Source organism: Achromobacter animicus, from assembly GCF_902859585.1.
Taxonomy (GTDB): Bacteria; Pseudomonadota; Gammaproteobacteria; order Burkholderiales; family Burkholderiaceae_B; genus Achromobacter; species Achromobacter animicus.
In genome coordinates this window covers 1-14,074 of record NZ_CADIJM010000021.1, presented here as the reverse complement: position 1 = coordinate 14,074, position 14,074 = coordinate 1, and the positions used below count along the sequence as shown (strand labels likewise).

The following is a 14,074-nucleotide window of genomic DNA, read 5'->3' as shown; positions in this document are numbered from 1 at the left end:
GACACGCCGAACGGAATCTCCCGGCGATATATCTACCACGCGGGGTTCAGAAGTAGCAGCGAACGAAGTAACGCGATGTGTCAACCGCCGCGTTCGATAGGCGTGTTTCAACGCGCAAGGTAGGCGCGTACGAGTTCCATCAGATACTGACCTTGCGGCGTCGGCGTGCTGTCACGGCGGCGCACGATATACACATCCCGCGCGATGTCGGGATCCAGCACTGGGATCGACTTCAGGCCATACCCATGCGCTTCGAACAACGCGGGCATGATGGTCACGAAATTGCCCGATTGCACCAGCCCGATCATGGTGGCCAGCTGATCGACTTCGATGGTCCAGGGCAACTCCAGCCCGCGAGCGTTCAGGACGCTGTCGATCTGCAAACGGGTGGAACTGACCGGATTCAGCCCCACTACCGGCAGGCCCGGCAGCTTTTTCCAAGACAGCTTGCGGCTGCGTGGCGCCAGGGCAGAACCCTCGGCAAACACCAGGTTGTAGCCATAGGTGGCGACGCGCTCGGCCTCCAGGGTGGGACCGAATGACACCGGCGTGGTGATGCCGAATTCCACCTCGCGCTCTTCGACCAGTCCCGTCGTGACGGTCGCGTTGCCGTCGCGGATGGACAGATACACCTGCGGATGCCGTGCATAGAATTCGGGCAGCACATTCGGCAGCACCGAATAGCCTACCGAAGCCACCGTGCTCACCATCAGCGTGCCTTCGTGCCCCCGCGCGCGGCGGGCGGCCTCGGTCAGGCTGGCATCCATCTGGGTAACGATGGGCAGCACGCGCTCATACAGCGCGCGGCCTATCGACGTCAGCACCACGCTGCGCGTCGTACGTTCAAACAAGCGTCCGCCGATTTCCGATTCCAGCTTTGCGATACGCCGGCTCAAAGCCGAAGTCGTGACGCACAGCAGCGCGGCGGCCGACGTGTATTGGCCCATGCGCGCCACGCAGCAGAACGCGCGGATATCTTCTAGATCGTAATTGATTCGCATGGATCAAGAATCGTTGAAATTTTTTCGATAGACGTAACTATACGCGCGGCCTGAACATACAGGCATCACTTCAACGAGCCATCATGAATCCACAAGGCAACGGCATTTTCCTGAAATCGATGAACAGCTTCTTCGTGGGCGGTGCAACCGCCGTGCTTGAAGGCCTGCCCGTCGAATATCGCAGCATGGTCCTGAACGGTTCCCCGCGCGAGGTCAACCCGAACGGAGAGCAGGTCTATGGGCAGATGTATGTCCAGGAATACCGCCTGGCACAGCCCCGGCATGCGGATCCGGTGCTGCTGTGGCATGGCGGGGGCATGACCGGCTGCACATGGGAAACGACCCCCGATGGCCGCGACGGCTGGCTGTGGAAATTCCTGGACGCCGGTTACGACGTCCTGGTCAGCGACGCAGTGGAACGCGGCCGTTCGTCCTGGGCACGCTTTCCGCAGGTGTATCGCGAATCGCCCGTCTTTCGCACCAAGCGCGAGGCCTGGACGACGTTTCGGATCGGACCCGTCTACGACCCGGATCCGCCGCAGCGAAAGGCCTATCCAGGGCAACAGTTTCCCACCGAGGCGTTTGACGCGTTCGCCAATCAATGGGTGCCGCGCTGGCCGGGCCATGAATCCATGATTCTGGCGGCGTACGAAGCGTTGATCGACCGGGTGGGGCATTGCCATATCGTCGCCCACAGCCAGGGCGCGGGCTTTGCAGCCGAAATTGCGCGCCGCCGTCCCCAAGCAGTGCGCCGGGTGGTGGGCGTGGAGCCTGGCGGTATGCCGCAAGCGGCGCCGATTGAAGCACTGCCGCCGCATCTTGTTGTGTGGGGCGACTTCATCGAAGCGTCGGGCTCGCACTGGGTCGGCTACCGCCAACAAGCCGAGCGTTATCTGGATTCCATCCGGGGGTGCGCCGGCGTGTCGGTGCTGGACCTGCCCGCCAACGGCGTCGCGGGAAATTCCCACCTGCCGATGATGGACCGCAATAGCGACGAGGTGTTCCAACGCGTCTTGAAGTGGCTGCAAAGCTGAAGCAACACGAACGAAAAAAACAGGAGACAACCATGACTATTCGCCCCCTTTCCAGCGCAGCGCTGCTGGGAGCCCTTGTGTTGGGAGGAACGAGCGCGGCGCATGCGAAGGCCTACCCCGCCCATCCCATCAAGCTCATCGTGGGCTACGCGCCGGCAGGATCGGTGGACACGTTCGCTCGCATCATCGCCCCCGAACTGGGCCGCGAGCTGGGGCAGACCATCGTCATCGAGAACGTCGCGGGAGCCGGCGGCATCATCGGCGTCACGCGCGCCGTCAACGCCAAGCCCGACGGGTACACGGTGCTGATGGGCATCGTGTCCGATGTCGTGATCGCGCCCATTCTGCAATCGTCGGCGAAATACACCTACCGCGACCTGGCCGCCGTCGCGCCGCTGGGCACAAGCGGCGTTGGCGTCGTGGCGAATCCGAACCTGGGCGTGAAATCGTTCGGCGACCTGATTGCACGGGCCAAGGCAAACCCGGGCAAGCTGACGTACGGCGCCACGGGCGTCGGCTCGCTGCCCGCCATCGCCATGGAGAGCTTCAAGCTCACCACGGGTACGGACATCACGTTCATTCCCTACTCCAGCGCGTCGAAAATCGCGACCGATGTCATCGGCGGCAATGTTGATATCGCGGTGTCCGGGCTGCCAGCCCTGCTCGAACTAATTAAAAGCGGCCGTGTGACGGGCGTGGGCGTCATGAGCCGCGACCGCGACATCGGCAACCCGGACTTGGCGTCGGCGGGTGAAACACCGGAACTCAAAGGGATGGACTATTACTTCTGGACCGGAATTTTCGCACCGTCGAATACGCCGGACCCCATCGTCCAGACGTTGAACGCCGCGTTCAGCCGTGTCATGGCCAAGCCGGAGATCCAGGCACGGTTCAAGGAATTGGGTGTCAAGGTCAGCCCGGCCACCTCGCCATCTGCGTTCGGCCAGTTTGTGGCAAGCAGCGATGCGCAATGGCAAAAGCTGATCGAAGAAGCGAAGATCCCGCGTCAGTAGGAGGAAGGGACGGAGCATGCGCTTACACGCCTAAGCTCACACGCTAGAAGCCCGATCGCGAGTCGGGCAGACCAACAAAATGGCCCCAACCTCGGTGAGGTTGGGGCCACTTGCATGGTGGTCCTAAACTTGGGGCACCTGTCGTCTTTCCTGCCTGCGGAGATCCGTAGACACACATGAATATTGGTCGGGGCGGTGGGATCACGACCCTCTGCTCTCAAATTAGATAAGGGTGAACCAGAGCGAACGCCAGCGAACTTCTAACCCGTTGTTTTTATTGAATCTAGCTTTCATGGCTTGTTCGGGATCGTCCGCTAATGTACGCTGCCATCCGGCAAAAAGTTGCCCCATGGGTTGCCCCATGGCAACCAATCAACGACCCTCTGCTAATGAACAGATAACCGCCGTTTTCTTCAAATTTGGGCCAGCTTAGTCCGGAGTTCAACGCGGACCAATTCGGCTCCCAAGGCCTGTTCTTGGCTCTCTGCAGCGCAGCCTCGTGATCCTTGCGAGCCTTCTGCCACTCTTTCACTCGACGAGCGAGTCGCTGCTGCACTGACAATATTGCTTTGTGCATAGGCAGATCGCGGACTTCCACGCGGTTGCTTGGATCCCGCTCGAATACCAGATCCCTTTCCAAAATTGCCTTCGTCTCGGGCCTCAAAACGCGAGTTGGTGTAGTCTCATCTCTAGTGGTCACGGTCTCTGAAGCGGGCTTTCCCGCCAGAGCAGGAAGCTTCGGCCGCGCACGCGCTTTTCCAGCGGCTTGCTTTGCCCAGTACCCTCTTTCTGGAACGGGCACTCCCAACCTCCGGCAGACTTTACGTAAACCATTGTCTGAGAGGCCATACTCTTGGCACAGCTTCGAAATCGGGACCTTCCATACTCGCTCGTATAGCTCTACGCGTTGTATCGTTCGACGCATCGGCATCCTCTATGTCCTCCTGAGCCGTAGTCCCTACGGCCGTGTGCCTCAATTGATGGCAACGCTTCGAGGTCGGATCGATCTCATCAGCAACCGCCCGCACCCACTTCAACCATATTTCCGCCGCCTCTCCCTCGTCGGGAGACATGGCCCGCTCTATCTCTTGTGCATACTGCCGAACCATGAGTGCACGATGCCAACTCTGCACTTCATGCTCCAATTTCTTCCGTCGTGCCGCCTCCAGATCTCTCAGCCGTTCCCGCTCTAATTCTGCTCTACGAGCTTGGGCGGAAGCTTCTTCATCTCGTTGCCGCTCCCGGTTCTGAGCCAGGTCAAGCACGAACTCGCGCGGAATCCGATCAAATAGCTCTTCCAGTTGGCTTTCGAGAGATGTCCCATCTCCGTCAACCACCTCTATTCCCCCGCCAAAACGACTGAGATGAATCGACATCATGCCTGTGGTCACGAAGTAGTTTTCGTAGGGGGTGCCCGTCGCGGAGCCTTTGGCGTCGTCCTGCACTCGAGCTAGCTTCTCCATGATCCTGAACTCGAGTTCAGCACCCTCGGAGCGGATCTTGAGAGTTTTGTCCCCCTTCTTCCAGGCCACAGCCTCATAGCCACGCATTGACGCCATAGAAAATAAGTCGTCGGCAATATGCAAGGCCCTCTCCCATCCCCGAAGTGTGACGCGCAAGGCGTTTGTCTTGTGCTTCGGAAAAAGCAACAGGCCTTCCCGCACTGCCCCCCGCCAAGTTTGACCTAGCTGAACGGCCGGCTCTTTCGACCTGCCTCGGCGGTCAGCATTCAAGTGGGCAGCTTGTGCTTTGTGCAGTTCCTCCGCTGACGTTTGAAGAACGCCTTGCAGCTCTCTCAAGGCGATGTGAACAGAAGTCCGATCCCTGCGGGCGTAGCGCGGAATAAAGGATTCAGCTTCAACTAGCCGAGCCAGCGTGACCCGCTCCGACTCTAGCAACGTCTCGACAGACTGCGCCCAGTCGTACGTCAATAGCCTCATGTCCTCTCCGATTCATGTCGCGATGGCCTTTCACATGAGTCTAAGCCCACATCACAGGAGATTGCACAAACTCCCTCGATTGCCGTGACGCCTAGTGGCGGGCGAGCCTTGATCTGTCCCTTCCGAGTGGATAGCACGTGTCCAGCCACTGCCCGCAATTGAAAGACTGCGAGCTACAGGAACGACCGAAAGAGGCTAGCCCCAGATCTGCTCGACCTCGACTTTCTGACACTTGGGGGCAGGCCGAGGGAGATGGTCTGCGGCTTCGAAAGGATCGACCGAAGGCGCTACTACCAGGGATGGTGGTTGCAGTGGGTGGAAGGCTAAACCGTCGCAACGCAAACCTTACAAAGTGGCGCGCGTCCACTTCGGCACGCGGCGGGCGTCGGAGGTGGTGCAGGAACGGCAGAGCTTCTGTCCGAGCAGACCATTTCTACACATGGGCGCCTCCGTGTCCCCGCGCACCTCACCCAAAGATTGCTTGTTTCAAATGAGCGGTAGGGAAAGGCTTCGGAAGGTCGTACCGTAAAGAGGTGGCATTTCGCCGCAATAGATCAAAAGGTACATATATGAGTTTAACCGTCCGCATGAATTCGCCTGGTGACCAATCAGGCAGACTTAACGAGAAAGACTTGCCGGAGAAACACCTATTGGAGCAACCGCGGCAACAACAGGAAGACGCCAGGCAAGAGACCACACTGGGCGAAAAAAAGGAGTCCGACGTCGACAAGATGGCTTAACTCGAAGGATCGTGACAGCGTGCAGGACTGTTCGTCCGGCAAAGGCTCGCCCTCCTCTGAGTAGCGTGATTTTGATCGGCAGACATGCCTACTAGAAAGGGAGTTCCTCATGAAGAACTTAAGCAGCTCGGACTTTGACGTCGATGGTCAGCCTATGCGGCTAAACACTCAACATCAAAGCAGCACACGCGATAGCGGTAAGAAAAGTTCACTTCCGTCCCACTCTTCGCGTGAAACGCAAACGCCGAATAAGACAGAGAGCCCTGCGGCGCCTAGCCAGGAGCGGCCTACAAAAGAGGAAGGTTCCAACACCGTTAAAGACGGCCGCGGGCACGGTCCTCGCAGACACACCGACTGGAAGAAATAGTCCGTCCAGCCACAGTGGGCGGGCGGCGCTACTGCCGGACGTGGTGGATGCAATGGCGAATTGGCTCTCCGAAAATCGGCAGCGCTTGCCGAACGGCCAAGGGCGTTGATAGCGCAGAGCAGGCGGCCTCCTAACTTTGCAAACAGCCAGCGCCTGGGCACAGTACTTGCGAGCCCCAAGGCGCTGCGGCGGTGGGCACATCCTTCGGGCCCTCAGGCGAATGGCACCTCCGCCTGAGCCGCCGCAGCACCCCCTTCAAGTGCAGATACTGCCTGCACGGAACGACGAACTCCCGGCGCACGCATCTGGACCCGACAGTGGACTGTCGTTGCCAGCAAGGCCGTACCAGATGTCGAACCTCATCCACGCAATACCAGAAAAAAAGGGGCGCGCGAGGTTGCGCACTTCTGCCCGGAAGTTTTCTTGGGGCCTGTCACGCCGATTTTCCCTTCCCTCGCAAAAACGCTGCAACCTCTCCCTTTAGCGACTTAGCATCATAAGTTGAATTCCTGACGGCAGCCTGCAATACAACCCTTCGAGCGTCGGTCGACATAGAGTGCCAAACGCTCACGACCGCAGCTCCCAGGCAACCAATGACGCGCCGCTCATGCTCGTCAAGAACCCGAGGGTCCAGCATCTCAACAAACGTAGGCAGTTGCACGCCCCCCTCGTTCAGCCAGCGCTCAATTTCATGGTCATCTTGATGATCGTGGTCCATGGCGAATCCTACAAAAGATCATCCGTTGCTAGGCGCGCAATCTTCGCCTTAAGTGCAGACTTAGTAAATGCTGCTTGAGCACTTTGACGATTCAGCACTTGTTGGCGCGCGTCAAGCGGAAGCTCATCCCAAAGGCTCAAAATGGACGCCCCAAGGAAGGCGAGAATTCGACGCTCAGACTCCTCGTATTCCTCGATAGCGAATGATTTGGCCAGCGAAGCAAGCTGCGAGCCACCTTCATCGTCCCAACGCTCCTGTGCGTTTACACCCGTTGACTGTGTCATGGCGTCCTCCCGCCGGTTACCTAAACCTAGTGTAGGCCCGGGACGGTCAGTGCCTTACGGTTGTTTCAATTCAGTCTTAGGACGTACGTGCTGTGGGGAGTACCGTGAATAGGTGGCATACGTCACGACAACTCAAGAGGTACACATCATGACATTCCCTACTCGCTTTAGCGCCGCCGGTCCTCCTTCGCAACCCGGTCAGGACGAACAGTCGAACAAGCAGCAAGAGCAACAAACCCAAGAACAAAAAGAAGAAGCAGCGCGCAAACAGGTTCAGGGCGATCCCACCAAGCAGCGCACGCCGCAGTAGCCTTGGACATCAGTCGCTCTTTTGTAATTAGACGCGGCGCCGCCTCCACTTAGCATCCCCAGCAAGTCTATAAGCGCTGGCTCATCGCATGGACGCGAGAGCTGGCGAATGCCATTTTTACTAGGGCATGGCGCTGCATCCTTTCTGCCCTAAGCATCGCAGAGACGTCGCCAGACCTTATTCCCTTCCAGCACCTGGCGCCGAATAGGTGCGGGCGTTGCTCCGACTTGCGCCTGCGAATCGAAATAGATCGGCCGCGCATGTTCGCAATAATCAACGCCGACCCGTTCCGGGGTCGCGCACCCAGTCCCGCTCAAGCTCAGCAGCAACAGCGTCGTCGCCCATACGGGCCGTTTCCAACTGCACATCACGCACCTCCTTGCGGGCCTGAGCGGCCTGTTCGTTGATCTCCGCAGCCCGTCGTTCCCGCTCCGCCCCCTTTTCCAGCGCTGCGCCCCCGCAGATACGTCCCCACGGCCAGCACCAGAGCGGCGCCAATCGCCACCAGATACCGTTTGAATCGCTCAAGCCATGCCAGCATGGCAAACCTCCCTCATCGCGGCCCCGTAATTCGAGGCCCACTTAGCGCGAAGCGCGTTGCGTTGGCTGGGCGTCCCGCGGTCATAAGCGCCGGGGCGCCAAGTGCGCAGGTAGAGCGCCCAAGAGCCTTCCTCATCACCCACGGCCGGCAAACGTCGTGGATCCGACCAGAGCAGCAACCGCGCCAGGCCGGCAGCCAGCACGTCGTCGAATTCGATGACGACCCAGATCGCCACGTCGTTCGCCGCAACGCCGCGTGCGCGATAAAGCTCTGCAGCGGCGGCACGCGTCGCCGCATGAAGGCGTACCCCTCGGACCATGCCGCCTCCGAGTTCCCCTTGCCAAAAGCTCTTTGCGGGCCCGACGGGCCGCGGCGGGTTCCCCCAATGCCGCTGGCGTCTAGCTCGTACAGGTCCACCAGCTCGCCGACTTCGAGCTTTTGCACGTCCGCATAAATTCCCATCACCGCCCCTTCACGCCTCAATGCTTCCGGCCAGGATAAACAGCGCGTCGATCTGCGCCGACGTCAAACCCAACATCTCGGCAATGGCGGCGAGCATTTCGCTATCGCGTCGGAACTCCTGCAAGTCATCCCAGGCGCGCCGGTACATCGCAGGCGTGTCCGGATGTGCAAGCACGGCCTCGGCCGCGTCGAATAGAGAGCCCTCGCCGAGGAGTGTCTGGTGCATAGCTTCGCGGCCTTGAAAGCGCGATACCACTTGCGGCACGTTCGCCGGCGGTTCGGCATCTGGGTCATGCGCGTCGTATACCGCCATTACCGCGGCGATCTGTTCCGGCGTCATGGGCTTGGTGCCCATCCCATTGGGTTCCGTCGTGAAAAGAAATGTTCCATCTTCGCGCCAAACAAACGGCAAGCCAGCCAAGCCTGCCGCCATCAGCTCCGCATGGAACGTTGGACCAATTTTTTTCATTGTGGCCACCTGCAATTGAGATCGTGCTTAAACGTAATGGTGGCGGACGCGCTGCCGGACAGTCCGTACAAGGTGAAATTGAACATGCCATCCGTTTGCGCTGTGTAAGGAGCCACGCACGCCGATGCGTACTGATACGAAGCGGTGGCGAGGGTGTAGCCGTGCCCTCCGGCGTAGCTCTGGCCGTTCGGCATCACCGACCAGAACCCACTTGCCGCGGTCATAGACAAACCTGCGATCCACGAATGCCGCCAAGAGGCAGCTAAGCTCTACCTCACCGTGGCCAGGTCCAGCGCGCGCATAAAAGCTACTATTTTTCCTTGCAGCGCGACCGCAGCCTGACGAAGTTCAGTCTCCTCTCCTGCCGGGGGCCTCCTAGCCACTAGCTCGGTGAAATCCAGCGAAGCATGCAGAGCGAGCCCCGTACTGAACTTCAACATTGTCGTAACCTCCTCGGCGGTCACCTCAACTTCCCCTGACCTGCGCACAAGCGATTGGTACCCGTGATGCACGTAACCATGGAGCGTCTGCTTAGATTCTTCCCACATCGGCAGCAGATCACCATAGCGCTCGACCTTTGATCTCTGAAGGAGCTGCTTGATGAAGCGCTGCGGCTCAAGACTGTGCTTCCCTTCTTGGAATTTCTGAAGCTCATCCCCCTCTGCCCATTGCAACCAAAGACCACGAAAGTAAGCCTCTAGAGACGGCCGCATTAACGCTGCCGCGGAGCCAAAAAGGCCTTCTTCTACCAACAAAACACAAGACTTGTGGTGTTCGTGTACGACGGAGAACGCCGTCAAGGACAGATGATCAGCACTGCACGTCGAGATTCCGACCCTGTACAACTGCTCTTCTATCCAGCCGGAAACAAGCCGCGCCAAGGCGCACATCTTGTGCACCTTCTTGCTTTGCATATAGCTTGGCCACAGTTCAGATACCCCAACCTCTTCGTCGGGCACATCGGCACTATTCAAATCGTCCACAGATGCCCCCTCAGGCAGGAAAAAACGCGCCCTAGTGTCGAAGTTCATTGAAGGTGGAAACTCGACATGTTGTGAATCATGGACTTAGCGAAATTTGGTTCATCCACTTTGGCCGCAGTGGTTCATTGAACATCGCATTCTTCCCCAGAAAGTTCATTGAACTTGGGTGATGATTGGGACCATCACATCTCGAGGCCCCCATGCCAGTGCGCCTGCCCTACCCTACAACATCTGTGAGCTCGACGCGGTCGACGAACGTCTGCCAGCGGCCAGGAGCAGTCGGTCGTAATCTCCTATCGCTTGGCCGCTTTAGGCCGCTTGACCATCCTTAACTTTTTCTTTCTGGCGACACACTACGACACAATGTAATCTTTCTCAAAACTTCGCATCAGTTTGAGGAGGGTTTGTCGTGGTTTGTACCTATAAAGTGACGGTAAATCGGCTGACGTCGGCGATTTTCGTGTTATGTGCTGCCCATGTCGCGCATCCCACCTATGCCCAGGCGGTCTCCAGTACCGGGGACATAGTGCCAGGGGCAGTCCAAACGCCGCATTGGGCCCTTGGAGGCGATCTGATCGTGGGCGACTCCCTCACCGGGACTTTGACTATCTCCGGTGGCGGCTCCGTGCAAAACGATTGGGCACTCATTGGCAACCGCAACGGCGGCGTGGGCACCCTGACGGTTTCCGGCCGTGACGGCAGTGGCACAGCGTCCACCTGGAACAGCCTCGGCCCGGTGTATATCGGGGGGGAGACCGGCAGCGACGGCACGTTAAGAATCTTGAACGGAGGCATGGCGCAAAGCGAGTCGGCCGTCATCGGCGGAGACAACGGCAGCGTCGGCGAGGTGCACGTGTCCGGGGCAGGGTCGACCTGGAATCTCGCCACGCCGAATGCGTTCCAGATCGGCGCGCTTGGCAAGGGCACGCTGCGTATTGATGATGGCGGCGCCGTGCATAGTGGCCAGGCACTGATCGGGCGCGGCCCCGGCAGCCAGGGCAGCGTCACGGTATCTGGGCCGACATCCGTCTGGGACCCGTTCAACAATATCTACGTCGGTTTCGAGGGTCTTGGAGACCTGCACGTCCTGGAAGGCGCCACCGTGCGCACCGTCGGATCGTCGGCGCCAGGCGCCGCCGCATCGATCTACATCGGCAACCAGGCGAGCGGCGTCGGCACGGTGAGCGTATCCAGCACGACTTCCGATATCTCGACACTTAGGGCAAGCGATCGTATCGAAATTGGCTCGGCAGGCACCGGAACCTTGAACATCGCCAAGGGCGGTCTGGCGGTCGCCGGTAGCGACACGTGGGTAACCGTAAGCAGCACCGCCACAGGCACGCTGAACCTTATTGGCGATGCCAGCGGCCGCGGCGTACTGGAGACCGGCTCGGTCATCAAGGGCGCCGGCAACGCGACCTTTACCCTGGATGGCGGCGTCCTGCGCGCTCGGCGCGACAAGGCCAATTTCCTCAATGGCTTCCTGACGCAGGCGATCGGAAGCGAGGGAGCCTCGTTCGACACCAACGGCTACGAAGTGGGGGTGATGACCGCGTTCTCCGGAACCTCCAGCCTCAACAAGCTGGGTGCCGGCAGGCTGACCTTGTCGGGCGACAGCTCCGCCTTCACCGGAACCACCGATATCCACGCCGGCACATTGCAGATCGATGGCGTCCTCGGCGGGCCGGTAAACGTCCTGACGGGGGCATGGATGACCGGCACGGGAAGAGTCGGTGCAACGGTCAACCGGGGGACCGTCGCACCGGGGCCGCGCAGCGGCTTCGGCACCCTCACTATCGCAGGCAACTATACGGCCCAGAGCGGGAACCTGGAGATCCGCACCCAGCTTGGCGGGGACAACTCTCCAACAGATAAGTTGGTCGTCACGGGCGACACCGCAGGCGCGACGCCCGTCAACGTGAAGAACATGGGAGGCGCTGGCGCTTTGACCCAACGGGGCATACAGATCGTGCAGGTCAACGGGATCTCGGCGGGGCAGTTCAACCTGGCCAATGGCGACTACGTCATCCAGGGACGGCCAGCCCTGGTGGCCGGCGCCTATGGCTATGTCCTGCAGCAGGACTCCGCAGACGGTGGCTGGTATTTGCGATCGTCCCTAACCGATCCTGGCACACCGCCGATCGATCCTGGCACACCGCCGATCGATCCTGGCACGCCCCCAATCGGCCCCGGCACTCCGCCGACCGGTGGCGTTTCGCCGGGCGCCGAACCGCCCCTGCTGTATCAGCCCGGTGTGCCGGTCTATGAAGCCTACGCCAACACACTGCTTAACTTGAGCCGGCTGCCCACCCTGCGCCAGCGGGTCGGCAATCGCCTCTATGATTCGGCGGATGTCGGCCACAACGGCGTATGGAGCCGGATGGAGGGCACGACGAGCCGGCTCGAGCCTTCCACGTCCACCACGGGCGCGCGCCAGGATATCGACAGCTGGAAGGCGCAATTTGGTGTTGACCGTATCCTGGCGGGTCAGGAAGAAGGATCTCGTCTGGTGGGAGGCATAGCCGTTTACTACGGCAAGGCCGACACACACGTGTTTTCGATGTATGGCAACGGCACGATCGACACCACGGCCTATGGTCTGACACCGACCCTGACCTGGTATGGCAAGAATGGCGTCTATATCGACACACAGGCCCAAGCAACCTGGTTCGACAGCGACCTGAAGTCCCGGCTGGCCGGCAAGTTAAAGGGCGGCAGCCAAGCCAACAGTTACGGGCTGGGTATCGAAGCGGGCAAGGCGTTCGGGTTGAACGAGCGGCTGGCCCTGATCCCTCAGGCGCAGCTAAGCTACGTATCAACCCGCTTCGACAGTTTCAATGACAGATTCGGCGCGCACGTGGAAAGCGACAGGGGCGACAGCCTGCTGGCCCGCATCGGCATCGCGCTGGACTACAAAAATAATTGGCAAACGGGTGGCGTGAATCGGGAATCGAGCGTCTACGGCGTCGCCAATGTGAAACATGAATTCCTGGACGGAACCCGTGTGCGCGTGGCCGGCGTACCCGCGTCCAGCAGCATGGCGCGTACGTGGGGCAGCGTTGGGCTGGGCACAAATTACGGTTGGAGCGATCGCTATGCAATCTACGCCCAGGTCGACGCCGACGCGGATTTCTCCGGCAGCTACATCGTCACCGCAACGGCGGGTTTCAGAATGACGTTTTAGATCCGCACAAATGGCAAACAGCGCCTTGCTTAGAGGCGCTGGATCTGCCACCCGATAGGCGCAGAAAGCCCAAAGGAATTCTCACTGTAACTGCGTAGCACTGCTCTCGAACGGCTGCAAGCGGCCAGGAACGGACGTCCGGAGTTTTTCCGCTGCCGACTGCTTCAGGCTGTTTACAGACGTTCACCAGCGAATGCGTGGGGCGCCTAAGCGTGGGCCATCCAGTTGTGCCGCAGACTCAGCAGGTGATTCACACCGCTGACTATCCGTAACACACGAGAGCTGTTGCGATATCGGCGACTACGGGAGTTCGACCAGCGTGAGTGCATCTTTGAGCAGACGGGTGAAATTGATTTTGGCCAGAAGCAGCCGTTGCGGCCTATACTCATCAACATGAGAACGCCAATCATCCGCCGCGAAGCAGAAGAAGATGTTCCAGCAATTGAAGCCGTAACGGAATCGGCATTTCTAAATGCACCGCATACCGACCACAACGAACAGTTCATTCTTGCTGGGTTGCGCGAAGCGAGTGCTCTAACCATTTCCTTAGTTGCCGAAATGGAGGGGACCATCGTTGGAAATGTCGCGGTATCCCCAGTTTCCATATCCGATGGCAGTTTAGGATGGTTTGGGCTTGGCCCAGTTTCGGTCACGCCAAAATGGCAAGGACTCGGCATCGGCTCTGAGCTGATACGAGGGGCGTTGAAGAGGCTTTCTCAGCAAGGTGCGTCAGGCTGTGTGGTCCTTGGTGACCCGTCCTATTACCAACGATTTGGTTTTGCAAACGACGCCAATCTTGTCTTGCCCTATGTGCCGCCCGAGTACTTTATGGCTTTCTCGTTTGGGCTACCGAAACCAAACGGCACTGTTACCTATCATCAAGCATTCGATATAACGAAGTAATGGCAGCTTCGGGTCGAGGCTGTGTGAAAACTCTTTGACGCCGCTACGGTGATCTAGATAGAGTTTGGTATCTCGATCCCGGGAGTCGACATGCCCCGATTCATCGAAGGTCAGGACCGGCAGCA

The 14,074-nt window shown here is 59.4% G+C and carries 12 protein-coding genes; 5 read left to right on the top strand and 7 right to left on the bottom strand.

All coding sequences use genetic code 11. The features are described 5' to 3' along the window. Nucleotides 1-107: 107 nt before the first annotated feature. A complete protein-coding gene (locus HV681_RS25900; protein ID WP_175125975.1) occupies nt 108-1,001 on the bottom strand; it encodes a LysR family transcriptional regulator in 894 nt (297 codons plus the stop codon). 83 nt (nt 1,002-1,084) lie between these two features. On the opposite strand from HV681_RS25900, the gene HV681_RS25895 reads away from it, so the two are divergent. After that, complete coding sequence (locus HV681_RS25895; RefSeq protein ID WP_175125974.1) at nt 1,085-2,035, top strand: alpha/beta hydrolase; 951 nt, start codon at nt 1,085-1,087, stop codon at nt 2,033-2,035. Between the two features lie 32 nt (nt 2,036-2,067). Beyond that, nucleotides 2,068-3,048: a Bug family tripartite tricarboxylate transporter substrate binding protein gene (locus HV681_RS25890; protein WP_175125973.1), complete on the top strand. Its 981-nt coding sequence runs from the start codon at nt 2,068-2,070 to the stop codon at nt 3,046-3,048. Nucleotides 3,049-3,869: 821 nt separating this feature from the next. Here HV681_RS25890 and HV681_RS25885 read toward each other — a convergent pair. The 3 genes from HV681_RS25885 to HV681_RS25875 form a co-directional block, all read right to left on the bottom strand. Further along, on the bottom strand, nt 3,870-4,988 hold the full coding sequence (locus tag HV681_RS25885; RefSeq protein WP_175125972.1) for a hypothetical protein: 1,119 nt from the start codon (nt 4,986-4,988) through the stop codon (nt 3,870-3,872). A gap of 1,540 nt (nt 4,989-6,528) precedes the next feature. Then, complete coding sequence (locus HV681_RS25880) at nt 6,529-6,813, bottom strand: hypothetical protein (protein ID WP_175125971.1); 285 nt, start codon at nt 6,811-6,813, stop codon at nt 6,529-6,531. An 8-nt stretch (nt 6,814-6,821) separates the two neighbouring features. Beyond that, nucleotides 6,822-7,097 (bottom strand): hypothetical protein, encoded by a 276-nt coding sequence (locus tag HV681_RS25875; RefSeq protein WP_175125970.1) that lies wholly within the window; start codon nt 7,095-7,097, stop codon nt 6,822-6,824. Between the two features lie 148 nt (nt 7,098-7,245). Between HV681_RS25875 and HV681_RS25870 the strand changes: the two genes are divergently transcribed. After that, nucleotides 7,246-7,407 (top strand): hypothetical protein, encoded by a 162-nt coding sequence (locus HV681_RS25870; protein ID WP_175125969.1) that lies wholly within the window; start codon nt 7,246-7,248, stop codon nt 7,405-7,407. Nucleotides 7,408-7,931: 524 nt separating this feature from the next. Here HV681_RS25870 and HV681_RS25865 read toward each other — a convergent pair. From HV681_RS25865 to HV681_RS25855, 3 genes are all read right to left on the bottom strand, one after another. Continuing rightward, nucleotides 7,932-8,267, bottom strand: coding sequence for a hypothetical protein (locus HV681_RS25865; RefSeq protein WP_254594367.1), 336 nt, complete (start codon nt 8,265-8,267; stop codon nt 7,932-7,934). Nucleotides 8,268-8,420: 153 nt separating this feature from the next. Then, on the bottom strand, nt 8,421-8,879 hold the full coding sequence (locus HV681_RS25860; RefSeq protein ID WP_246282929.1) for a hypothetical protein: 459 nt from the start codon (nt 8,877-8,879) through the stop codon (nt 8,421-8,423). Nucleotides 8,880-9,148: 269 nt separating this feature from the next. Continuing rightward, nucleotides 9,149-9,910, bottom strand: coding sequence for a DUF6988 family protein (locus HV681_RS25855; protein ID WP_175125968.1), 762 nt, complete (start codon nt 9,908-9,910; stop codon nt 9,149-9,151). Nucleotides 9,911-10,271: 361 nt separating this feature from the next. On the opposite strand from HV681_RS25855, the gene HV681_RS25850 reads away from it, so the two are divergent. Beyond that, nucleotides 10,272-13,046, top strand: coding sequence for an autotransporter family protein (locus tag HV681_RS25850; RefSeq protein ID WP_175125967.1), 2,775 nt, complete (start codon nt 10,272-10,274; stop codon nt 13,044-13,046). Between the two features lie 393 nt (nt 13,047-13,439). Continuing rightward, nucleotides 13,440-13,949 (top strand): GNAT family N-acetyltransferase, encoded by a 510-nt coding sequence (locus tag HV681_RS25845; RefSeq protein WP_175126020.1) that lies wholly within the window; start codon nt 13,440-13,442, stop codon nt 13,947-13,949. Nucleotides 13,950-14,074 lie beyond the last annotated feature (125 nt).

What these genes read in the sequence shown, in the direction of transcription:
- HV681_RS25895 (WP_175125974.1), top strand. Translation starts at nt 1,085, where the DNA reads ATGAATCCACAAGGCAACGGCATTTTCCTGAAATCGATGAACAGCTTC.
- HV681_RS25890 (WP_175125973.1), top strand. Translation starts at nt 2,068, where the DNA reads ATGACTATTCGCCCCCTTTCCAGCGCAGCGCTGCTGGGAGCCCTTGTG.
- HV681_RS25870 (WP_175125969.1), top strand. Translation starts at nt 7,246, where the DNA reads ATGACATTCCCTACTCGCTTTAGCGCCGCCGGTCCTCCTTCGCAACCC.
- HV681_RS25860 (WP_246282929.1), bottom strand. Translation starts at nt 8,879, where the DNA reads ATGAAAAAAATTGGTCCAACGTTCCATGCGGAGCTGATGGCGGCAGGC.
- HV681_RS25865 (WP_254594367.1), bottom strand. Translation starts at nt 8,267, where the DNA reads ATGGTCCGAGGGGTACGCCTTCATGCGGCGACGCGTGCCGCCGCTGCA.
- HV681_RS25875 (WP_175125970.1), bottom strand. Translation starts at nt 7,097, where the DNA reads ATGACACAGTCAACGGGTGTAAACGCACAGGAGCGTTGGGACGATGAA.
- HV681_RS25845 (WP_175126020.1), top strand. Translation starts at nt 13,440, where the DNA reads ATGAGAACGCCAATCATCCGCCGCGAAGCAGAAGAAGATGTTCCAGCA.
- HV681_RS25885 (WP_175125972.1), bottom strand. Translation starts at nt 4,988, where the DNA reads ATGAGGCTATTGACGTACGACTGGGCGCAGTCTGTCGAGACGTTGCTA.
- HV681_RS25880 (WP_175125971.1), bottom strand. Translation starts at nt 6,813, where the DNA reads ATGGACCACGATCATCAAGATGACCATGAAATTGAGCGCTGGCTGAAC.
- HV681_RS25900 (WP_175125975.1), bottom strand. Translation starts at nt 1,001, where the DNA reads ATGCGAATCAATTACGATCTAGAAGATATCCGCGCGTTCTGCTGCGTG.
- HV681_RS25855 (WP_175125968.1), bottom strand. Translation starts at nt 9,910, where the DNA reads ATGAACTTCGACACTAGGGCGCGTTTTTTCCTGCCTGAGGGGGCATCT.